12 protein-coding genes are annotated in these 22,514 nt (G+C 69.0%); 9 read left to right on the top strand and 3 right to left on the bottom strand.

Annotated elements, in window-relative coordinates; genetic code table 11:
• The first annotated feature begins 15 nt into the window (after positions 1 to 15).
• The 4 genes from OHA98_RS33475 (at position 16) to OHA98_RS33490 (ending at position 5,680) form a co-directional block, all read left to right on the top strand.
• Entirely contained in the window at positions 16 to 2,958 is a 2,943-nt protein-coding gene (locus tag OHA98_RS33475) for a Z1 domain-containing protein (RefSeq protein WP_266931352.1), read from the top strand.
• A 13-nt stretch (positions 2,959 to 2,971) separates the two neighbouring features.
• A complete protein-coding gene (locus OHA98_RS33480; protein ID WP_266931353.1) occupies positions 2,972 to 3,424 on the top strand; it encodes a very short patch repair endonuclease in 453 nt (150 codons plus the stop codon).
• A complete protein-coding gene (locus OHA98_RS33485; protein WP_266931354.1) occupies positions 3,421 to 4,374 on the top strand; it encodes a DNA cytosine methyltransferase in 954 nt (317 codons plus the stop codon). Before OHA98_RS33480 ends, OHA98_RS33485 begins: the two co-directional genes overlap by 4 nt.
• 70 nt (positions 4,375 to 4,444) lie before the next feature.
• Complete coding sequence (locus OHA98_RS33490) at positions 4,445 to 5,680, top strand: DNA cytosine methyltransferase (RefSeq protein WP_266931356.1); 1,236 nt, start codon at positions 4,445 to 4,447, stop codon at positions 5,678 to 5,680.
• Between the two features lie 15 nt (positions 5,681 to 5,695).
• On the opposite strand, the gene OHA98_RS33495 is transcribed toward OHA98_RS33490, so the two are convergent.
• From OHA98_RS33495 to OHA98_RS33505, 3 genes are read right to left on the bottom strand one after another with little or no spacing between them, the layout of a single operon-like run.
• The gene (locus OHA98_RS33495; protein WP_266931358.1) at positions 5,696 to 6,583 is read right to left on the bottom strand and encodes a DUF6339 family protein; all 888 of its coding nucleotides are present in this window, start codon (positions 6,581 to 6,583) and stop codon (positions 5,696 to 5,698) included.
• Positions 6,580 to 7,572: a hypothetical protein gene (locus tag OHA98_RS33500; protein WP_266931360.1), complete on the bottom strand. Its 993-nt coding sequence runs from the start codon at positions 7,570 to 7,572 to the stop codon at positions 6,580 to 6,582. The genes OHA98_RS33495 and OHA98_RS33500 overlap by 4 nt, the downstream gene beginning before the upstream one ends.
• A complete protein-coding gene (locus OHA98_RS33505; RefSeq protein ID WP_266932510.1) occupies positions 7,569 to 9,680 on the bottom strand; it encodes a helix-turn-helix transcriptional regulator in 2,112 nt (703 codons plus the stop codon). The genes OHA98_RS33500 and OHA98_RS33505 overlap by 4 nt, the downstream gene beginning before the upstream one ends.
• A 621-nt stretch (positions 9,681 to 10,301) precedes the next feature.
• On the opposite strand from OHA98_RS33505, the gene OHA98_RS33510 reads away from it, so the two are divergent.
• From OHA98_RS33510 to drmB, 5 genes are all read left to right on the top strand, one after another.
• Positions 10,302 to 10,646 carry a hypothetical protein gene (locus OHA98_RS33510; RefSeq protein ID WP_266931362.1) on the top strand — a complete coding sequence of 115 codons (345 nt, stop codon included), beginning with the start codon at positions 10,302 to 10,304 and terminating at the stop codon, positions 10,644 to 10,646.
• A 122-nt stretch (positions 10,647 to 10,768) separates the two neighbouring features.
• Entirely contained in the window at positions 10,769 to 15,538 is a 4,770-nt protein-coding gene (locus OHA98_RS33515) for a DEAD/DEAH box helicase (protein ID WP_266931364.1), read from the top strand.
• Positions 15,535 to 17,448 (top strand): UvrD-helicase domain-containing protein, encoded by a 1,914-nt coding sequence (locus OHA98_RS33520; RefSeq protein ID WP_266931366.1) that lies wholly within the window; start codon positions 15,535 to 15,537, stop codon positions 17,446 to 17,448. The genes OHA98_RS33515 and OHA98_RS33520 overlap by 4 nt, the downstream gene beginning before the upstream one ends.
• The gene (locus OHA98_RS33525; RefSeq protein WP_266931368.1) at positions 17,445 to 20,669 is read left to right on the top strand and encodes a helicase-related protein; all 3,225 of its coding nucleotides are present in this window, start codon (positions 17,445 to 17,447) and stop codon (positions 20,667 to 20,669) included. Before OHA98_RS33520 ends, OHA98_RS33525 begins: the two co-directional genes overlap by 4 nt.
• Positions 20,666 to 22,510: a DUF1998 domain-containing protein gene (gene drmB, locus OHA98_RS33530; protein ID WP_266931370.1), complete on the top strand. Its 1,845-nt coding sequence runs from the start codon at positions 20,666 to 20,668 to the stop codon at positions 22,508 to 22,510. The genes OHA98_RS33525 and drmB overlap by 4 nt, the downstream gene beginning before the upstream one ends.
• The last annotated feature ends 4 nt before the right edge of the window (positions 22,511 to 22,514 follow it).

Here is a 22,514-nt window from a genome sequence, read left to right on the forward strand (position 1 = left end):
AAGCGTGAGCACACCATGACCGACCACCTGTTCAACCTCCACGGCGATGTCCTGGGCGCGATGCGCCGGGGCCCCAAGCACTTCGCCAAACTGGCGTTCGCCCTCGCGGAGGCCGACGAACCCGCCGACACCGGACTGAGCCACTTCGCGGACCGCGTCATCGGCGCGGGCCCCGGCGACGAACTCACCGCTCTGTGGCACCGCACCCTGACCGGCTGGGACCTGGCGGAGCGGGCCGAGTGGTCGTCCGCCCCGCCCCGTACCGACGAGCGCCGCGCCGACACGTACACCCGCCTGGGCTTCGGCGCCGACCTGCGCAAGGCGCTCGACGGGGCGGTCCCGGTCTTCAAGGAGCCCGGCCCGACCGTCATCAGCACGACGCCGACCGCCTGGTACTCCCGTGACACCGCTGCCGCCCGCTCCTTCTACTGGGACGCGTACGAGCGGCTGCTGCGCGGCAAGGGCTGGTCGGACGCGGCGGTCTCCAGTCTGGACGAGGCGAGCCACGCCGTGGTCGAGCGCCTCGCCGACCCCACGCGCACCGAGGCGTACGGGGCCCGCGGCCTGGTCGTCGGCTACGTCCAGTCGGGCAAGACCGCCAACTTCACCGGCGTCACGGCGAAGGCCATCGACGCGGGCTACCGCCTGGTCATCGTCCTCGGCGGCACGCTGAACCTCCTCCGCGGCCAGACCCAGCGCCGGCTCGACATGGAGCTGATCGGCCAGGAGAACATCCTGCGCGGCGCCGACCCCACGGACCTGGACGCGCTGATCGGCGTCGACTACCAGGACGACGAGGACTGGCCGGCGAAGTTCGTCAGCCACGGCGGACGCCCGTCCACGCAGGGCGCGTTCGACATCGAACGCCTCACCACGCGCGACGACGACTACCAGAGTCTGGCCACCGGCATCCGGGCCCTGGAGATCGACAAGCAGGACCGCACACAGCCGCTGTACGCGCCGGACAACCTGCACCGGGCGGCCGCCCGCGTGATGGTCGTCAAGAAGAACAAGTCCGTACTGGGCAAGCTCATCACGGACCTGAAGAAGATCGGCCCGATGATCCTCTCCGAGATCCCGGCGCTGATCATCGACGACGAGTCCGACCAGGCCTCGGTGAACACGACGGACCCGAAGAAGTGGGAGGAGGGCAAGGTCGCCCGTACGGCCATCAACAGCCAGATCTCCCAGCTGCTCGGCCTCCTGCCCCGGGCCCAGTACGTCGGTTACACGGCCACCCCGTTCGCCAACGTCTTCGTCGACCCCGGCGACGGCGAGGACATCTTCCCGCGCGACTTCCTGATCTCGCTGCCGCGCCCGACCGGCTACATGGGCGTGCAGGACTTCCACGACCTGGACCGGACCGACGAGTCCGCCACCGGAGGCGCCGAGAAGTCCCACATCCGGGGCATCCACGACGACGCCCGGGGCGACCGCCTCCAGGAGGCCCTGGACGCCTTCCTCCTCACCGGGGCCCTGAAGCTGTACCGCGCGGCCCGGGGAGTCCCGGACGGCCCGTTCCGCCACCACACGATGCTGGTCCACGAGTCCGTCCGCATGGCCGAGCACAAGATCCTCGCCGATCGCATCAGGACCCTGTGGGAGAAGGCGTCCTACACCGGCCAGGAGGGCCACGACCGCCTCGCCGCCCTCCTCCTCTCCGACTTCCGGCGCTTCGCCGACGAGGGACTGCCCACGCCCACGTCGTACGAGGACCTGAAGCCGCACGTCTTCCGCGCCCGCCAGCTGATCAACTCCGGCGGCACCCCGGTGCTCGTCGTCAACGGCGACTCCGAACGCGACTACGCCCAGCCGGACCTGGACTTCGACCGCACCCCGAACGTCTGGAAGATCCTGGTCGGCGGCACGAAGCTCTCCCGGGGCTTCACGGTCGAGGGCCTGACGGTGACGTACTACCGCCGCAAGACCCAGCAGGCCGACACTCTGATGCAGATGGGCCGCTGGTTCGGCTTCCGCCCCGGCTACCGCGACCTGGTCCGCCTCTACATCGGCCGCGAGGAGCCGATGGGCAGAACGAAGACGGTCGACCTGTACGAGGCGTTCGAGGCGATCTGCCGCGACGAGGAGACGTTCCGCGCCCAGCTCACCCGCTACGCCACCCTGATCGACGGCAAACCCCAGGTCACCCCGGCCCAGATCCCGCCCCTGGTCTCCCAGCACCTCTCCTGGATCAAGCCGTCCGCCCGCAACAAGATGTTCAACGCGGAGCTGGTGGAGATCCGCTCCCCCGGCGAGTGGGTCGAGCCGACCGCCTACCCGACGGCCACCGCCGACCTGCGGCACAACGCGGAGGTGTGGCGACCGGTCCTGGACACGCTCGACCCCACCCCTGTCACCATGACCCACGGCGGCCGTGACAGCTACGAGGCGCTGCTCGGCACGCTCGACCACGAGTCCCTGATCAGGGTCCTGTGCGATCTGCGGTGGTCCGCCCCCGCACAGTTCTCGCCGCACCTGGAATCCCTGCTCACCGCGGGCGAGCACGGCCCGGGGATCGACGACTGGCTGGTGATCGCTCCGCAGCAGATGTCCGCCCGCCGCGTCGCCGCCACGGTCCTCGGCTCCCGCCCGCTCTCCCTCGCCCACCGCAGGAGGCGCCGGGGCGACCTCTTCGGCGCCATCAGTGAACCGAAGCACCGCGGGGCCGCGCTGCGGATCGCCCGCGCGAGGGACACCGAGAAGGGGACGGGGAACGAGATCGTGGAATCGCTCGTACGCGAGCGACGCGGCGTACTCGTCCTGTATCCCGTGGTGGAGGACAGGGCACCCCGCATCTCCGCCGCCGGAGCGATCGACCCCGAGCACCTCGTCATGGCCTTCTCCCTGGTTCCGCCGAGGTCGTCGACCGGCCCGCAGCGGAGCCTGGTGCGCTTCCGGACCATCGACTCCACCAGGAGAGATTCGGCGATCATCGAACGCGGGACGGACGGAACGTAGGAGACTGGTGGTGATGAGCACGGCGAAACCTTCGTCCCCCGGCGTCTCCGCCCGGATGAGCCGCCAGGCGAGCCGCGACACCGCGCCCGAGGTGGCGGTGCGCAAGCTGCTGCACGCGGAGGGGTACCGCTTCCGGGTCAACGTGCGCGTGCCGGACATGCCCCGGCGGACCATCGACATCGCGTTCACCCGGGCCAAGGTGGCCGTGATGATCGACGGTTGCTTCTGGCACGGCTGCCCCGTGCACGCGACGCAACCGAAGTCGAACGCCCAGTGGTGGCGGGACAAGCTCGACCGGAACATGGCGCGGGACCTGGAGACGACCGAGCACCTGGCTTCGGCGGGCTGGACCGTACTGCGGTTCTGGGAGCACGAACCTCCGGCCGGTGCCGCCGAGAAGGTGGCGGCGGCAGTCGAGCGGGAGCGACAGGCACGGCCGAAACGACACAAGGGTGGGGACCTATGAGCAAACTGCGGTTCGTCGATGTGTGCGCGGGCGCGGGCGGATTGGCTCTGGGGCTGGAGGGGGCGGGTTTCGACCCCGTCCTGCTTCTGGACCGGAAGCCGGTGGCCTGCGAGACGCTTCGCCGGAACCGGCCCGCGTGGAACGTCCTGGAGATGGATCTGCTGGACTTCGTTCCGGACGAGCATCCGCGGACCTACGACGTCGACCTGTTGTCGGCCGGGCTGCCGCGCGTGAAGTCCAGCGCGACCGCGGCGAGGACGGAGACGGAGGAGGAGCTGCGCCTGCTGGAGGCGGCGGTGCTGCTCGCACACTCCGTCCAACCGCGGGCGCTGCTCATCGAGAACGTGCCCGGCCTGGTCGACTCCCCGTCCTTCGAGGCCGTCCGGGAATTCATCCGCAAGGAGCTGGAACACCTCGGGTACCGGTTCCGCTGGTTCGTCCTGAACGCGGCCGACTTCGGCGTGCCGCAGGACCGCAAACAGGGCGTGCTCGTCGCGCTGAAGGAGCGGTACTTCGACGCGTTCCGCCCGCCGGCGCCCACGGTCGACAGTCATGTCCCGGTCGGCAGCGCGCTGCGCCGCTCCATGGCCGCTCGTGGTTGGCCCGGTGCGGACGCGTGGGCGGCACAGGCGCTGAGTGTCGCCCCCACCCTGGTGGGTGGCTCGGACAAGCGAGGAGGCGCGGACCTGGGGCTCACGGGGACCAAGAAGGCCTGGGAACGCATGGGGGTCAACGGTGGGGCGCTGGCCGACGAGGTTCCCGGACCGGACGACTCCCCCTCAGGGTTGATCAAACTCACGGTCGAGCAGGCCGCGCTTCTCCAGTCGTTCCCCCGGGAATGGTCGTTCGCCGGGAAGAAGACCGCGCGCTACCGCCAGATCGGCCACGCCTCACCCCCGCCCGTCGGAACGGCACTCGGCCGGGCCGTCGCGGCGGCCCTGGACGCATGATCCCGAGCGGGTCGACCGACCCCGAAGTGCTGGACGGAGAGAGGTTGAACGCCGGCTACACTTTCACACCATGACCCGCCCAGCACACCCCTCACTTCCGCCTGCGAAATTCGGGATCGTCGATCTCTTCGCCGGGCCCGGCGGTCTCGACATCGCCGCCACGATCATGGCGGGCGAGGGTGTGGCGAGCATCGGCGTCGAGTGGGACGACGCCACGCGCCGGACACGTGACGCGGCCGGTCTGCTGACCACCGAGGTCAAGGACGTCGCCGCGCTGGGCCCGTGCGACCCGTCGGTCGTCGAGGCGACGGTGCTCACCGGCGGGCCGCCCTGCCAGTCCTTCTCCGTCGCGGGCAACCGGAAGGGTCACGAGGCGCTGGACGACGTGGAGCGTCTGGCCACGCGGTTGGCCGACCACGAGGACATCGATTCGTTCGACAAGGCGTGGGAAGAGGTCAAGGCCGAGACCGACCTCATGTCGGACGAGCGCACCGGATTCGTGCTCCAGCCCCTGCGCTGGATCATGGAGGCCAAGCTCAGGCGCGGTCGACCGTACGACGTGGTCGTCCTGGAGCAGGTACCCACCGTTCTGCCGGTGTGGAAGCACTACGTCAAGATCCTCAAGCGGACCGGATACGCGGCCGACGCCCACGTCCTGCACTCCGAGGACTTCGGTGTCCCGCAGGCCCGTCGACGGGCCGTGCTGATCGCGCAGTACGACCCCGGGAACGAGCGTCGTGAGGTGCGCTTCCCGAAAGCGACGCATCAGAGGTACGTGAAGGGCGCCGAAAGGCTGACGACGACGGGCGGCCAGGAGGACGATTCCCTTTTCTCGACCCTGCCCGACGGCGAGGAGGACGAGCCCATCAAGCCCTGGGTGTCCATGGGAGACGCGCTCGAAGCGACCCGTCCCGACGACTTCGTCATGGTCTCCAACTACGGCTCCGGCGGCGACCCCAAGAACCGAGGACGCCGCACCTCCGACGAGCCCGCGCCGACGATCACCGGCAAGGTACGACGCAACCGGCTCTACCTGCTCAAGGGCGAGGCGGGCGCGAAGGAGGTCGGTGAGGAACTGGAACGGCTGTCGTTCGAAGAGGCCGGGCTCCTCCAGTCCTTCCCCGCCGCGTACCCCTGGCGGTCCACCGATGTGGCCCAGCAGATCGGCAACGCCATCCCGCCCCGTCTCTCCCTCCACATCCTGAGCATGGCTCTCCTGCGCGAGAAGCCGAGGAAGGAGTGGTACGGCGAGCTCAAGGGCTGGAAGCCGCAGACCCCGTCCCCGGTCGAGGACGAGGACGCCTGAGGCCCCGGCCCGCCCTCACGCCGCGTCGACGGTGGCCTTTCCGCGTACGGGGGCCTCGGCGAAGAGGCTCGCGAACAGGTCGGCCAGTGCGACCACGGACGCCTCGGGTGCCTTCTCCTCGGGGGGGCCTTCCGGAAGCGTCCGGCGCGGCACGGCGGCCGCCCACTCCGCCGCCTCGATCCAGCCCCGCAGAGGCCGGCCGTCCCGCTCGATGTCCGGAGCGATGACGTCGTACATGAGCGTGGCCGCCGAAGCGTTGATCACCGCCGCCAACGCGTTGATCTCCCGGCCGGTCCTCACCGTGCCGCGCTCGATCAGGCGCGCCATCGCCTGCGCCGTGGGTCGGTGGTCGATCACGTCGAGCCTCAGGGCGCTGTTGAGCATGTCCTGGTGCGCGCACACGGTCTCGACCGGTGCGTAGTCGGGACCGTCGCGGAACAGTTCGGCCGCCCACCACAGCCGGGCGAACGCCTGTGTGTACGCCGGTCCGCTGAACCGTGCGGCGGTGGCCCTCGGCAGCTCGTCCTTCTTCGGCTCGGAAGTGTGACGCCAGACGACGTAGTCGGGGGCCACACCCAGCGCCAGGTAGTTCCAGAACCGTCGGTCGGCGGCCTCGCGTCGGCTGAGTCTCAGCGTCGCGTGCAGCCGAGGGGCCAGCCAGGCGTCGGCCGCCGTCGGCTTCCCGTCACCGAAGACATGCATGGCGTCGTCGACCAGACCACGGACCGGCCCCAGCTCGGCACGGCTCGCCTCCGCGTACGGCAGAGGTTCGGTGACCTTGTTGAGCCCGATGGCGGGGACGTCCTCCTTGCCGGTGAGCAGTCCTTCACCGATGTACTGCGCGGCGTTGAGGTCCGCGAGCAGGGCCAGACGTTCGGGCAGGTGGTTCGGCTTCTCGGTCATGCGTCGGTCCCCCGGTGGATGCTTTCGAGGCCACGGATGGTGGCGGTCAGGGCCTTGGGCACTTCCGCCCTGCGCGTCGCCGCGTAGTGGATGCGGGGTTGGAGGTCGGTCCAGCCGGCCGTTCCGGTGCGTCGCCGGTGGACCTCCCGCAGGGATTCCTCCAGGGAGCGGTCGGGCACGACGTCGGGCAGCATCTCGCGGAGCACCTCACCGCGCCAGTCGCGCGGGAAGAGCGGCGTTCCGTCCTCCTCGATCTCCAGGTCGCCGATGGCGGTGTGGAAGACGGCTGTCCACACATCCGTGCACATCTGGGCGATCAGAAGATCACGGACAAGGTTGTCGACCGATGTGCCGTTGCCATCGACAAGTTCGGTGATGCCTTCGAAATCGGTGTTCACGTGTACGGCCGGGAGGTCGCCGGACGTGTCGACGATCCACGGCACCTCACGGAAGCGTCGCAGCCATTCCGGCCCTTCGCGGAATCCGACCTCATGGACTTCGAGTTCCCGCTCGCGAAGGGGCGCATCGGCTTTCAGGTCGACGATCCAGTCCTTGTCCGAGGTCGCGATCTCCCGTCCCGGCACGCCGTCGACAGTGGCGACCACATGGAGAGACATCGTGGCCCGGTCCAGATGGTCCTCACGCCACAGATCCAGATGGCCCGTCCATTGGCGGCCCCCATCGGCCCCGGGCCTCAGGGACGCCGTGTTCCTCGTGTTGGTCGCGCCCTCACTCAGCACGACGACGACCGCCACGTCCGACCAGGGGCCGTCGGGCTCGGTCGCCCTGCCGGGCACGGTGGCGGAGAGCTTCAGCCGGGCGCTCTCCCAGTCGTCCCGCCCGGCCACTCCCGGCGCGACCACCTGGTCGACGGTCGAGAACGCGTTGGTGTCCAGCGGTTCCCGGATCTCGCCCGGCCCCCGCAGTTCGACGGCCTCGACCCGGAGCGACACGACACCGGGAAGTCGCTTGTACGGATAGACCTTCATGCCTGGACCCCCTTGTCGGTGCGCAGCTCCACGACGAGTCCGCTGAACACGGCCCGTACCGGATGGGTGGATACGTCGGTGGTTCCCCGGAAGGTCGCACCGCGCGCGCCGGGCGCGATGTGGATCGCCCCGTCCACCACCTCGCAGTTGTGCACGGCGACGAGTTCGGACCAGCCCAGAACCGGTCGCGGCCCGGAGCGCACTTCCAGCTTCGCGACCGGGACGGGGCGCCAGGAGTCTCCTCCGAGAGGAACCTTGATCTCCCCCGTGACGCACCACGCGCCGTCGTCGTCGATCCGGGCATCGAGCTCCTCCAGGGTCGGCGGACCGGCCGCCGACACGGGCCGGGCGACCTTACGGCCTCCCACGGCGAGCCGTTTGCGCAGCCGCTCCGAGCCGCCCTTGCGCTTCTTGGCGGGAAGCGCGACCAGATCGCGCACCGCTCTGTTCGTCTCGGTGGTGAGCGTGGCGATGCGCCGGTACGCGGACGGCGAGTAGAGCATCCGCAGCTCTTCCGTCTGTCCCCACTTGTCGTGCTCGGGCGGTTCCGCGGCTCGGAGGAACGCCTCCGCCTCGTCCGCGAAGGGCGCGTCGTCACCCGCCGCCCTGCCCGCGAGCAGCACGGCCTGGAAGGGATTCGTCCCTACCGGCAGGTTGGGCACCCACCCGCTCCTGACCGTCATACGGTTGCCCCGCATGGTCGTCACCCGGTTCGACTTCCCGTCGTCGCCGTCCTCGGCCGCGGTCACCAGGACGACGGCCCGGTGCTCCCCGTCGCTTCGTCCCGCGCGCCCCGGCACCACCAGGGGCACGGTGGTCATGGCCACCTGTCCGGACTCCGTCAACCGCTCCACGGTCGTGCCGTCCAGGAACGCCTGCAGTGCGCGGGTGCGGGAAGGTTGGGTGCCCCGGGGATCGACCCGCGTCTCCGCGATGATCTCCTCGCCGTTGCGGAGCGTCCGGACGGAGGCCTCCAGCAACGGTCGCCCGGTCGCTCCACCGGTCATGGCCGCCCAGAAGTTCCGGCCGAGTGCCTCCCGCAGACGGTGGTGCATCCGATGCACGCTGTCGCTGTCCTCGACATCGCCGCTCTCCGTCTCCTCGGCGAGGCTCGCCACGTCGTGGGCCCCGACGATCAGGAACGACGTGCCGGGCTCGGAGCTCTCCCTGGAGAGATGGAGCCGCTCGGCTCCGCCCTCGTCGGCCCACCACGAGCGGGCGACGTTCACATCGTCGGCGTCGGGATCCGGCCGGCCGAACCAGGCCGGACCTGCCCAGGGTGTTCCGCCCACCTCGCGCCAGGGCAGATCGAGTCGGCCGATGAGCCGCCGTTCGGTCCGTCCCTCGTGCGGTTCCGACAGCGTGGAGTTCATGAGCACCAGGCCGAGTCGGCTCGTCGCCCAGAGCGTCGCCTTGCCGAGACCGTACGAGCCACCGGCGGCGCTCATGGACTTGTGGCTGTCGAGCTGACGACGGACGACCGCGGCGAAGCGGCCGGTCTCGTAGTCGTCGCCGGTCAGACCGGAGGCGTTGTAGTCGTCGATGCGCAGGAGGACCAGCCGGTCGCGCTCGTACATGTCGCGCAGCCCGGCGGCGATCGTCCGGCCGACCTTCTGGTCCTGCGCGGAAGCCGCCTCGTAGTGCGGAAGGAGGTCGTCCCAGCGAATCTCCTCCTTGAACCGGGCCAAGGACTCTCCGGTCAGTTCGTGCAGCGTGTAGCGCACCCGGACGGGCTGGGCTGGGTCCAGGCGTTCGTCCAGACTGTTCTGGGTGGCCTCGCGGGCCAGCACTCCGACATCGGCCCGGAACGCGAAGGCCGCCGCGTTGCCGAACTCGCGTCCCCCGTCCGCGTATCCGGGGCGGTGGTACCAGGAGACCGGCAGGCCGGCCAGGGTGTCGGTGGTCCGGGTGTGGATGGTCCCCAGATCCGTCCCCAGCGCCTCGGCGATCTTGGCGATCGTCTCCTCGCGGGGAGTCGCCCGCCCGGTGATCCAGGCCGAGACGGCCGCCCGGGTCAGGCCGATCTCCTGAGCGAGATCGGCCTGGCTCATCTTCGACTGCTTCAGCTGTCGTGCGAGCCAGGGACCGAAGTCCATGCCGGTGTCCATCGTCACCACTCCTCAGCTCCTGCACTGCCCATGGAGTCCACCGTACACGCAGATTTGACAGCGACACGCGGGCGACAATCCTGATTGACATCCCCCGTGGGTCCGAGGAAGGTTCTCACCGTCACATCGTTCAAATGCCCCAATGTGTCACGGGATCGAATAATGCGAGGAATGCCCTCGCATGCCGTTTTGCAACTATTGCCCGAAATGCACCGAACCCGGCCTGCGACAAACATGCGACGAACACCCTTGCGGAGTGCGGGAATAGCCCTGTACGGTCGAAGTGGGCGAGGCCTTTTCGGCCCCGATCGGCACCCGAATTCGGGAGCCCTCCTTTGCGTACCCGGACACCAAAATCATGCCCGATACGCAATTTCGGCCGAATCTTCAAAAACCCTTGCTCGATTCGGTGGAACGGAGTTTGATTCACGCACCGGTCGCCATGACGGCGGCAACACCACTCAACCGTCCGGCAGTTCCATAACCCCGATTCCATCGTTCCGCGCGGAATTCACGCCTCTCTCCTCTCGTGTGTATTCAGCCTCTCTGCATGTGCGCCATCTTTCGATACCGCCCGATTCGATCACGTACACAGAACACGAGAGCAGAGGTACATCAGTCATGCCCAACGAATTCGACATCGTCGACCAGTACGACTCCTTCGAGGACCCGCAGCTCAAGTCCGATTTCCTCGACGCCATCGGCACGACGCGTGCCCGTATCGAGTATCTTCGGCACCGCCGCGACGCCCAGGCCGCCCGCAACGCGGCGAAGGCCACCGAGGAGTCGGAGTCGAACGAGTCTTCGGCGTACGAGCGTCGGCGGGAGCCCCGTCGCCGCTGTCGCCACGCGCCCCGCCGCTCCCGGGTGACCGTCAACCACCCGCCGAACCGGGGCGGCACCCGGCGCATGCCCCCGCGTCGTCGGCGGCGCGTCGTCCTCGTGATTGTCATCGAACTGGACTGACCGGCTCCCCGGCCCAAAACCCGCGTCTATCGTTCATCCGGCGGACGGCCGCACCCCCGCAGCGGCCGTCCGCCGGCTCCTCCCGCGTTTCATCCAGCTCACGGCCATGAAATGGATTCACTGTGAATTACCCCAACGTGACGGGCGGTTCGGGCGACCCGTCCGTCATCGAGACGATCATCGAGCAGTCGACTCGCGTCCTGGAGACCTACAGGGTCGATCCGGGCCTGATCCTGGAACACGCCAACGGTGAGCGGCGGATCACCCAGGGCGGCTACGGGGACCGGCAGTTGTTCGAGCTCGTCCAGAATGCGGCCGACGAGATCGCCGACTCCCCCGGCGGCAAGGTGCATGTCGTTCTCACGAACACACACCTCTACTGCGCGAACGAGGGAACAGCGGTCACGGCCCAGGGCGCGGAGACCATTCTCCGGATGGGTGTGTCGAAGAAGCGCGGGGGCCAGATCGGCCGATTCGGGGTCGGTGTGAAGTCGATCCTGGCCGTCACCGACACTCCTCAATTCTTCAGCACGTCCGGCTCGTTCGGATTCGACCGGGGATGGTCGTACGAGGAGATCAGGAAGGCGCGCGGGGGCGCGGCCGACGAGGAGTTCGAGGCACCGGTCCTGCGGATGGCCCGTCCGCTGGACGCCTCGAAGGAGCGCGCGGCGGATCCCGTGCTGGCCGGCCTGTTGGACTGGGCCACCACCGTGGTACGACTTCCCCTGCTGCCGGGCGCCGCGGAACGGCTCGGCCACGACATCCACACGTCCGCCGGCAAGCCCGACATCCAGCGGGAGTTCCCCGCGCGGTTCCAGCTCTTCTCCCACCATGTGGGGACCGTGGTGCTGGAGGACCGTCGGTCGATGCCGCAGGTCCGCCGTGAGATCACGGTCGAGCACGAGGGCTTCGTCCACATCGTCCACGAGGCGCGGACCGGCAAGCCGGATGCGCGGTCCACCTGGAAGGTCTTCTCGCACGCCCACCGTCCCACCGAGGTGGCCAGGGCCAGCGCGGGCGAGATGCACGACCGGGGGACGATCGACATCGCCTGGGCCGTTCCCGAGTACACCGGTGACACCGTGCTGACCGCCCCCAAGGGACGTGGCGAGTTCTGGTCGTTCTTCCCGACCAAGTACCCCATGACCCTGGGCGGAATTCTCAACGGCGCCTGGAAGACAAATGAGGACAGACAGAACCTTCTGGACTCCAGCCCCTTCAACCAGGAGATCATCCAGGTCGCGGCGCGGCTGGTGGTCGAATCGCTTCCGCGGTTGGCCCCCGCCGAGGATCCGGGAGCCTATCTGCCCTTCCTGCCCGGCCGGTCCCGGGATTCGGAGACCCTGAACTGGGCGGACAAGTATCTGACCGAACAGATCTGGAAGTTGACGGCCCAGCTGCCCTCGCTCCCCGATCAGGACGGTGTCCTGCGGGTCCCCCGGGATCTGCGCATCCACCCGGCCCCGATGGGGAAGGTCGCGCTCAGGCTCGACTGGCTCCGCATGTGGAACGCCTATCCCGGGCGCCCCACGCACTGGATCCACCCCTCGGTGGAGGCCGCCGAGTTCCGCGCCGGAAAGGTGGGACACGTCCTCGACGAGACCCGCCAGGGCCGGGCGACCGTCCGTGAGTGGCTGGAGGCGCTGGTCGCCGACGGCACGGCCGAGGCCTCCGCCGTCGCGATCCGCATCCTGGCCGCGATGATCCGTGAGGCGTCCCCGTTCGCGGCCGAGGCCCGCGCCGCGCGCATCGTGCTCACCGAGGAGAGCGGGATGGTTCCCGCCGTCGTGGGCAAGGTCTTCCGGAGGGCCGTTCAGGACGGGCTTCGGGACGGAACGACGTACGTCGATCAGAAGCTGTCCGAGGACCAGTCCCTGATCATTGATCTCAACGAGATCGGCATCCGCGAGGCGGACTCCCGAGGTCGCTTCATCGGCGTCCTCGAACAGGGCTTCGCCCACTACGGTCCGCAGGACTGGTCACGATTCTGGGAGCTTTTCCACAGCGCCGGCGGCAGTCAGGTCAGCGGAGAGGTCACCGCCCGCGTCGCCGACCCGTTGGCGACCCTGTACGTACGGACCGTCGACGGGCGCTTCCATCCCATGCGGGACTGCCTGCTCCCCGGGGACGTAGTACCCGGTGACGGCAGCCGGGACGGCTCGGTCGCCGTGGACCTGGAGTTCCATTCCGACGACAGGATGGTCTTCCACGAGTTCGGCCTGCGCGCGCTGCCGACGACCGGACACCGTCCGGCGGACGAGCAGTGGTACGAGGAGTACCGCACAGCCATGTACGAGAGCTACTGCCGGACGTTGAGCAGCAGCGCCGGCCGTCCCTCCTTCAGCAGGCTCAAGCTGGAGGGCTCCCCAGTCGGGGGGCCGCTGCATCTCCTGGAGCGGCTGTCGGAGGAAGGCAGGGGTGCTTTCGTCAAGGCGCTGCCCGACGCGGGTGTCATCGACACCTGGAACATGCAGTTCGGCGTCCAGGTCTCCACACTCAAGACCGTCTACTCCCCCCTGCGATGGATGCTCGCCCGACACGGCCGAGTCCCCACCTCACAGGGTGTCGTGCCGCTCGCCGGCGCGGTGGGCCCGCAGCTCCACGCGTACGCGGATGTCCTTCCCGTCGCGGACATCAGTGCGGAGAAAGCCCGCAAGCTGCACCTTCCGACCGTGGTGGAGGATGTCCCCGCGAATCAGTGGGCCCGTCTCCTCGAACAGCTCGGCACCAGCGACGACGACACCTTCGTCGGTCGCACCTATGTGATGCTGACCCGCCTCGAAGTCGACTTCCCCGAAGGGGAGCTGACCCGTTGCCGCGTCGGATCGGAGTGGTCCGCACGCGAGGACCACGAGATCGCGGTCGCGGCCACCGACGCGGAGTATCGCGCGCTTCGCGCGGAGCAGCTGCCCGCCCTCTTCGCCGGAAGCCCGGAGGACGCCGCGCTCCTGGTCAAGACGTGGGGCATGTTGCGCTACGCCGACGTGATCAGCAAGGAGACCCGTCATGTGGGTATCGGCGAGCCCACCCTCCTGCACGACGAGTTCCCCACGCTCCGGCAGCGCATGGGCAACTCGGTGAACAACTACCGGCTGCTGCCGTGCTCCGAGTTGGAGGAGCTGATCCGTACGCCGCAGGGCACCCGGGCCACCCCCCTGAGCAGCGCGCTCCAGGGCACCACCGTGCTCGTCCTCGAACCCGAGAACCGACTGGCCGCACTGATGGCGGTGGACCGTGAACTGCGCTGGGGGCTGAAGGAGGCGGGGTGCCGAGCGGTTCTCGACGCACAGGAACGCCAGGAGGCCGACCAGCAACTCCAGGCTTCCCTCCGCCGGGTCCGGGAGGCGGAGAGCGTCGAGGAGAAGCTGGAACTGCTCATCGGGGCGACGGCGTTGCGCGCGGGTCTGCCGCCGGGCCTGATGGAGAGCGAGCGCGCCGAACTCGGCGACGTCGAGCCGTCGGCCCGTCGCATCGCGCGGATGGCGTACAACGCCCACGGTGACAGCGTCCTGCACATGCACACCCGCGATCTCCTGTCCGCCTATCCGAGTCATGCCCCGTCGGGTTTCACCGGCTCCTCGTCCGCGGTGAGGTTCGTCTCGGAGTTCGGCTTCCCCGATTCCTTCGCCGGCACCAGAACCCCCTCGTTGCCCCCGAGGGTCGAGGTTCCGGGCCCCACGGAGTTCCCCCGTCTGCACGACTACCAGGAACGCCTGGCCACGAAGGTCTTCGCGATGCTGGACCGGTTCACCCCGCAGCGCGGGATGCTGTCGCTGCCCACCGGTGCGGGCAAGACCCGGGTGGCGGCCGAAGCGGTCATTCGTTGGGTCAAGCAGATGGGCGAGCTGGAAGGTCCCATTCTCTGGATCGCCCAGACCGAGGAGCTCTGCGAACAGGCGGTCCAGAGCTGGAGTTTCGTCTGGTCGAAGGTGGGGGCCGAGTCCCCGCTGACGATCAGCAGGCTGTGGACGACCAACGAGGCCGGCCCGGTCGTCGACCGACCCCATCTCGTGGTCGCGACGGACGCGAAGCTCCGCAACTGCCTGGGCGAGGACGCGTACGCCTGGCTCCGACAGGCGTGCCTCGTGATCGTCGACGAGGCGCACGTGGCGATCTCTCCGCAGTACACGGAGATCCTCGCGCACCTCGGTCTCACCTCGCGCGAGACACGTCGCCACCTGCTCGGGCTCACCGCCACCCCGTTCCGCAACACCAACGACGAGGAGACCCGGCGACTGGTCCAGCGATTCGGTGCGCAGCGGCTCGACGACGGGGTCTTCGACTCGGACGACCCGTACGCGGAGCTTCAGAAGCTCCGCATGCTGGCGAAGGTGGATCACCGCGAACTCACCGGCGGGACCATCGTGTTGACCAACGACGAGAAGGAGCGGGCCGAGCAGATGAGCCTGCTGTCGAAGGCCGCCGAGCAGCGTCTCGCCGACGACCACGACCGCAACAGGCGCATCCTCGAAGAGATCGAGGCCATGCCCGCCGACTGGCCGGTGCTGGTCTTCGCCACGTCCGTCGCGCACGCCAAGTTCCTGGCCGCGAAGCTCAAGGACCGGGGCATCACCGCCGCCTCGGTGGACTCCGCCACGCCGACGGGCGAACGCAGGAAGAGCATCGACGACTTCCGCCGGGGCCGCGTGCGTGTGCTCACCAACTACGGTGTTCTGACGCAGGGGTTCGACGCGCCGGCCACGCGTGCCGTCGTCATCACCCGCCCCACCTACAGCCCGAACGTGTACCAGCAGATGATCGGTCGCGGTCTGCGGGGTCCCGGCAACGGAGGCAAGGAGACCTGCCTCATCCTGAACGTCCGGGACAACATCACCAACTACGACAAGGCGCTCGCCTTCACGCAGTTCGAGCACCTGTGGAGGGCCAAGTGACCGACGCCTACCTCGACAGCCCGCCCCTCACCGAGGAGCAGCGGGCGGTGGTCGACCACCCCTGGGACACCAGGTTGTTGGTCACGGCGGGCGCCGGCGCCGGCAAGACACATACCCTGGTCCGCCGCCTCGACGCCCTGATGAGTGACGAGGACGAGGCGCTGGAAGCCGGTGAGATCCTGGTCCTCAGCTTCTCCCGTGCGGCGGTCCGGGAGCTGCGCGAGCGGATCTCCGCGCATGCCCACGAGGCCCGTCGGGTCAGGGTCCAGACCTTCGACTCATGGGCGTACGGCGTGCTGCGGAGCGAGCAGCCCGACCGTGACTGGGGCGTTCTCCGTTTCGACGAGCGGATCAGGGAGACCACCGAGGCCATTCTCCGAGGAGCGGTCGAGGCGGGCGAGCAGGGCGCACCCGCCCACGTGGTGATCGACGAGGTCCAGGACCTCGTCGGTGATCGGCGGGACATGGTGGAGACCCTGCTGGACCGCTTCCAGGAGAGCTGCGGCTTCACCGTGGTGGGCGACGGGGCCCAGGCGATCTTCGGCTTCCAGGTGTCGGACGAGGATGCCCGTGCGGCCGAGACGAACTACTTCTTCGACTGGTTGCGCGCCTCCTACCCGGACGACCTGGTGGAGCTGCATCTCTCCACCAACTTCCGGGCCCGTACGGACGAGGCGCGCACCGCGCTGGCCCTGGGCGGCGCGCTCCGGCGGCTGCCCTCGGAGTCGGCGGAGTCCGATGCCGCCGGTGAGGACTATCACCGGAAGCTGACCGACCTGCTTCGTTCATGCCCCGATTTCGGTGATCCGGAGGCCCCGTTCACCGTCGAGTCACTGCAGTCGTACCCGGGAACCTGCGCGATCCTCTGCAGGGACAATCGGCAGGCGCTCGTGCTGTCCGACAAGCTGTTCTCGCTCGGGGTCCGGCACCGGGTGCAGCGGGCCCTGCAGGATCGTCCCGTTCCCGCCTGGGTCGCCTCCGTTCTGCGCGGAACGGGCACCACCACGTTGACCGAGGAACGCTTCCTGGCGCTGCTCTCCGCGAGCCCGGTGGCGCCGGTCGGGGACCGTGCGAGGATCTGGCGTTCCCTGCGGGGTGCCGCCCGTGCCCCCAGGGGGTTGATGGACGTGTCGGCCGTGCGACGGCTGATCGCCGAGGGGCGTTTCCCCGACGACCTGGCAGCCGTCGAACCCGCCGGCCTGGTCGTGTCGACCGTGCACCGCGCCAAGGGTCTGGAATTCGATCGGGTGATCGTGCTCGACCCGTCCCCGATGGCGGAGTTGCGCAAGCAGCACACCCATGTCGACCCGGCGGCCGAGGCGCGTTCGCTCTACGTCGCGATGACCCGACCGCGGGACGACCTGTTCCGCATCGCGGCGCCGGACACGGCGCTGATCCGTCGTGACAGGTCGACCGACCGTTGGTACCTGGGCGGTTGGAAGTCGTACGTCCGTGACGGCATCGCCGCCTCGGGACGCGACATGTGCCGGGAGCACCCGCCCGGCACGGACGGATTCGACGACGACGCGGCGGGCGTGCAGGACTACTTGGCGTCGGCGGTGTCCCCCGGTGACTCGCTGGTTCTGCGGGCCCAGCACGGGCTGCCCGTGGCCGCCGACCAGAGCCCCCCGTACACCGTCCTTCACCGGGACCGACCGATCGCGGTCGCTTCGGAGCGGTTCCGCAGGGATCTCCACACCTCTCTGAAGATCAGCAGGACCTGGGACGTCAGCTGGCCGGTGGAGATCGGAGGATTCCGGGTGGACTGTCTGGAGAGTGTCGCCGGAAGCGTCGCCTCCGGCTCCCGCGCCGGACTGGGGGATCACGGCATCTGGACGGTGCCCCGTATGACAGGACTCGGTCGGTACAGGCGAGCCGGGAAGACCGCGCAGGAAGGCAACGACGCATGACCGACGAAACGAACCCGCACTCCGCGCACTACGAGCTGCGCGACGGCCTCGTCGCCCAGCTCCGCAGGGACCTGCTCGGTCCCGGATCACCCGACGAGGTCCTGACACAGGACCCGCCGATCACCACCTATCCGATCGGGGTGCTGTTCCCGCGCGCCTCGGACGACGACGCCGAGCGGGCCCTCGGTGAGGACGCGGCCGAGAACGAGGGCCTGGACGACGTGCCGCTGGCGAGGAGGGGCAGGGACATCGAGGAGTCCGCCCCCGACCTCGGTGTCGCCCACGTCGGCGACCGGCGCCCCTCGTCCATGGGTCTGACGTTCGCCGTCGACCCCGCCGTTTCGCGACGCCTCGTCGTGCGCACGGAAGCCGCCGTCTACGATCCGGTCGACGCCGACGGACGTCCCGTCGCCGCCGAGCGCGCCCGGGCCCGCACCGTCTCCGAGCAGAGGGAGCACTGGCGCAGGCGCCCGCTGACCCTGCGCCCGGAGACCATCGACGTGTCCGTGCCCCGTCGATACCGGATCGACGATCTGCACCCCGGTGTCGCCATCGACGTCGTGGTCCGGCCGGTGGCTCCCGCGAGCGGGACCGTGACGGTGACGGTGACGTTGATCAACTCACACCTGGTGGGGAAGCGGGCGCTGCAGGACGCCTTCTGTCTGTACCAGCCCCGCCTCACCGTCAAGACGGAGTCCGGCACCCCGGGCTTCGTCGAACGCCCCTCCGAGCGGCGGGTGATCGACGCGGAGGTGGCGACGAGCAGGCTGTTGCACCGGCACGCCCCGACCTTCGCCGTGGGACACGGCTGCTCGGCCGAGTGGGACTGGACGCCCCCGCCCATCGGCGTGCCCCATACGGAGCGCGCCGCCATCGACACCGTACGGACCGAGTTCGTCCCGGCGCACGACGTGCTGCTGACCGATTCCAACCCCGACATCGACGATTCGGCCCTCACCATGCAGGGCCTGGCGACCGGGCCCGAGAGCGAGATCCTGGCCGCGCTCAACGATCTGACGGCCGCGTACGCCGAGTGGATCGATCGCAAGGAGGCGGAGTCGGGCGCGTTTCGCGGCACCCCGCACGAAGCACCGGCCCGCGCGCAGATCGAGCACTGTCGCACGGCGCTCGCCCGGATGCGTCGTGGCATCCGGGTTCTCGGCACCGACAGCGACGCGATGCGGGCGTTCCGGCTGGCCAATCGGGCGATGGCCCAGCAGCGCTCCCGCAGCGAGTGGGTGAAGAAGGGAAGGGAAGGTTCCCCTGACGAGTCCGTCGGGCGCTGGCGTCCGTTCCAGATCTCCTTCATGCTCCTGTGCCTCGAAGGGATCGTGGACCCCGGCCACCAGGACCGTTCGGTCGCCGACCTGCTCTGGTTCCCCACCGGTGGTGGCAAGACCGAGGCGTACCTCGGTCTGATCGCCTTCACGACCTTCCTGCGGCGCATCCGGCTGAAGGAGCACGGAGGGGGTGTCACCGTCCTCATGCGCTACACGCTGAGGCTGCTCACCCTGCAGCAGTTCGAACGAGCGGCGGCTCTGATCTGCGCCATGGAGCGCATCCGCCTCGGCGACAAGGAAACGCTGGGGACGGATCCCATCTCCATCGGCATGTGGGTCGGCCAGTCCGCCACCCCCAACAAACTGTCGGTGGCCGAGGAGAGCCTCGCCGAACTGCGGAAGGAGAAGGAGCTCCAGGAGAGGAATCCCGTCCAGCTGCACGCGTGCCCGTGGTGCGGCACCCGCATGGACGCGCATCAGTACGAGGTCGACGAGCCGGCGAAGCGCATGCACGTCCGGTGCCCGGACACCTGGTGCGACTTCCACCACGGGCTCCCGGTCCATCTGATCGACGAAGCGGTCTACGACGCGCGCCCCACGCTGGTGATCGCCACCGTCGACAAGTTCGCCGCCATGCCGTGGCGGGAGCAGACAGCCGCGCTGTTCAACCGCGACCGCTCCGACAGAACCCCGCCTCCGGAGCTGATCGTCCAGGACGAACTGCACCTCATCTCGGGTCCCCTCGGAACGCTCACCGGTCTGTACGAGACGGCCGTGGACCTGCTGGCCGACGAGCCGAAGGTGATCGCCTCGACCGCGACGATCCGCCGAGCTTCGGACCAGGGCAGGAAACTGTTCGCCCGCGAGGTCGCCCAGTTCCCGCCGGCGGGGATTGACGCCCGCGACTCCTGGTTCGCCGTGGAGACGCCCAAGGAGCGAAAGGCGAGCCGCCAGTACGTCGGTCTCCTCACTCCGAGCACGAGCCAGTCCACGCTTCTCATCCGCACCTACGCCAACCTCCTCCACCGGGCGGCACAGGCCGATGCCACCGATGAGGTGCGCGACGCCTACTGGACGCTCGTCGGCTACTTCAACAGCCTTCGACTGTTGGCCGCCGCCGAACTTCAGGTCCACGACGACGTCGACGCCTATCTCGGCTACCTGGCCGAACGTGACGGTCGCGAGCAGCGAAAGATCGTGGAACAGACCGAGTTGACCAGTCGGGCCAACTCCAGCGAGGTTCCCAAGCGGCTCAAGCAGGTCGAGCAACGGCTCCCCCATCCCGATGTCGTGGACGTCCTCCTGGCCACCAACATGATCTCGGTCGGTGTCGATGTGGACCGGCTCGGTCTGATGGCGGTCATGGGGCAGCCGCAGACCACTGCCGAGTACATCCAGGCGACCAGCCGGGTCGGCCGCCGCCACCCCGGCCTGGTGGCCGTGATGCTCAACTCGAACCGCTCGCGCGACCGTTCGCACTACGAGAGCTTCCAGCACTTCCACTCGGCGCTGTACCGCGAGGTCGAGTCGACCAGTGTGACGCCCTTCTCCTCCCGCTCCCGCGAGCGCGGTCTGCACGCGGTGGTCGTCGCGCTCGCCCGGATCCTGATCCCCGCGGCCCGACCCGATGACGGTGCCGGACGGATCGACGAGTTCCGCGACGAACTGGACCGGATCGTCAGGACGGCGCTCCTGGCCCGGGTCCAGGCGGTCGACCCGGACGAGTACGCGGCGACGGCCGACGCGTTCGACGAGTTCGTCGAGTGGTGGTCCGAAGAGGCCGAGCTCCATGGCGAGCTCACCTACGAACCCAAGCGCGGCAGGAGGACACCGTCCCTGCTGTGCGCGTTCGACGACGACAACGAGGAGGCGTGGCCCACCCTGTGGAGCCTGCGCGATGTCGACGCCGAGTCCGCTCTCTTCATGGAGGCAACCCGATGACCCCTCCCCCCTCCCGGCGCCGCCGGGCCGGTGCGCCCGAGCGCAGCTATCCCCGTCGGGGCTCCGTCCGCCGGGCGCAGATGATCACGACGTACGGTGTCGGTTCGCTCGTCGCCGTCGACAACGAGTCGTTCATAGTGACCGGCATCGACTCGTGGAACATCAGTGAGGCGCCGACGATCCACGAGCACCGGTTGGCCCGGGTGCTCGGGGTGAAGTCGTTCCGTCTGCCGCCCGCTTCGGACGACACGAGCAAGGACGGTGTACACGTCCGCCGCTTCCCTCTGTGGCACTCGTGCCCGACCTGTCAGTCCCTCCAGCATGTTCGGCTCTTCAACTCCCCGCCGGGGAAGAACGAGTGCGGCGACTGCGGGGAGGACCTCGTTCCCTCGCGCTTCGTCATGGCCTGCTCCAAGGGACACATCGACGACTTCCCGTACTGGAAGTGGGCGCACCGCAAGAATCGTCAGGAGGGCGACTCCGGTCTCTGCGGCGGTCGGATGCGGCTGCGGACCAGCGGCAGGACCGCTTCGCTCCGCTCGATCCTGATCTCCTGCACCTGCGGAATCCCCGAGGTGTCCATGGAGGGCGCCTTCCGCGGCACCGCGCTGTCCGATCTGAAGGTGTTCTGCGGTGGCAAGCGCCCCTGGCTGAAGGACGCTCCCGCCGAGTCCTGCTCGGAGCGTCCGCGTACGCTCCAGCGCGGTTCGTCCGTGGCCTGGCAGCCCATCGTGCGGACGGCGCTGTCGATCCCGCCGTGGAGCGACGGACACTTCTCCCGGCTCGCCCCGCACATGGACGAGCTCCGCACGATGTACGCGGACGGGGACACCCATGGGATCAAGGTCTTCCTCAAGGCCGTCGCCCTCACCAAGAAGTACGACTTCTCGGTCGACAAGGTCATCGCGCTCCTCGAAGGGGAGAATCACGAGGATGCGGCACCCGATCAGGAACAGGTCAAGGACGACGCCTGCACAGCGCTTCGGAAGCAGGAGTACGAACGGCTGATCGCGGGCCGAGCCGAGAGCGAGACCGACCACGAGGACCAGTTCGTCTGCGAACCTCCCCGGTCCTCCGCGTCCGTCCTGACTCCCTATGGGCTGGAGGGCCCGATGCTGGTCAAGCGGCTGCGGGAGGTCCGTGCGCTCAAGGCGTTCTCGCGGGTCGACACACCCGAGACACGCACGGACGTCCAGGAGGCGGCGCTGTCGCTCGCCGAGATGGACTGGTTGCCCGCCATGGAGGTCCAGGGTGAAGGCGTCTTCCTGAGGCTCGACGAGCAGCGGCTGGACTCCTGGGCACGGAGCGTCGCCGTCGCGGCCAGGGTCGACCGGATGCGCGCCAACCACCTGCGCATGATGCGGGAACGGGCCCAGGATCCGGCGAGTGTTCCCGACTCGCCGGCCACTCCGCGCATGGTTCTCCTGCACACGTTGGCGCACGCACTGATCAACGAGTGGAGCCTGGACGGCGGTTACCCCGCCGCGTCCCTGCGCGAGCGTCTGTACGCGGACGACACCATGGCGGGAATCCTCGTCGCCACGGCGACGAGCGATTCCGCCGGAAGCCTCGGTGGCCTGGTCGCCCAGGGCGAACCGGACCACTTGGCCCTGTCCCTGCGGTCGGCACTCGTCCGGGCCCAGTGGTGTTCGGCCGACCCGCTCTGCGTGGAGTCCGAGGCGAGCGGCGTGGGAGGCATCAACCTGGCGGCCTGCCACGCCTGCGTCCTCCTGCCCGAGACCAGCTGCGAGTACAACAACGGGCTGCTCGACCGGGCGTTGCTGATCGGCACTCCGGAGGATCCTTCCATCGGATTCTTCAGCGAGGCGCTGCGGGCCTGATCGC

This window comes from Streptomyces sp. NBC_00654, assembly GCF_026341775.1.
Classification (GTDB): Bacteria; Actinomycetota; Actinomycetes; order Streptomycetales; family Streptomycetaceae; genus Streptomyces.

Excerpts from the sequence above, each read along its gene's own strand:
- OHA98_RS33480 (WP_266931353.1), top strand. The coding sequence starts at position 2,972 with ATGAGCACGGCGAAACCTTCGTCCCCCGGCGTCTCCGCCCGGATGAGC.
- drmB (WP_266931370.1), top strand. The coding sequence starts at position 20,666 with ATGACCCCTCCCCCCTCCCGGCGCCGCCGGGCCGGTGCGCCCGAGCGC.
- OHA98_RS33505 (WP_266932510.1), bottom strand. The coding sequence starts at position 9,680 with ATGGACACCGGCATGGACTTCGGTCCCTGGCTCGCACGACAGCTGAAG.
- OHA98_RS33485 (WP_266931354.1), top strand. The coding sequence starts at position 3,421 with ATGAGCAAACTGCGGTTCGTCGATGTGTGCGCGGGCGCGGGCGGATTG.
- OHA98_RS33510 (WP_266931362.1), top strand. The coding sequence starts at position 10,302 with ATGCCCAACGAATTCGACATCGTCGACCAGTACGACTCCTTCGAGGAC.
- OHA98_RS33525 (WP_266931368.1), top strand. The coding sequence starts at position 17,445 with ATGACCGACGAAACGAACCCGCACTCCGCGCACTACGAGCTGCGCGAC.
- OHA98_RS33500 (WP_266931360.1), bottom strand. The coding sequence starts at position 7,572 with ATGAAGGTCTATCCGTACAAGCGACTTCCCGGTGTCGTGTCGCTCCGG.
- OHA98_RS33490 (WP_266931356.1), top strand. The coding sequence starts at position 4,445 with ATGACCCGCCCAGCACACCCCTCACTTCCGCCTGCGAAATTCGGGATC.
- OHA98_RS33475 (WP_266931352.1), top strand. The coding sequence starts at position 16 with ATGACCGACCACCTGTTCAACCTCCACGGCGATGTCCTGGGCGCGATG.
- OHA98_RS33495 (WP_266931358.1), bottom strand. The coding sequence starts at position 6,583 with ATGACCGAGAAGCCGAACCACCTGCCCGAACGTCTGGCCCTGCTCGCG.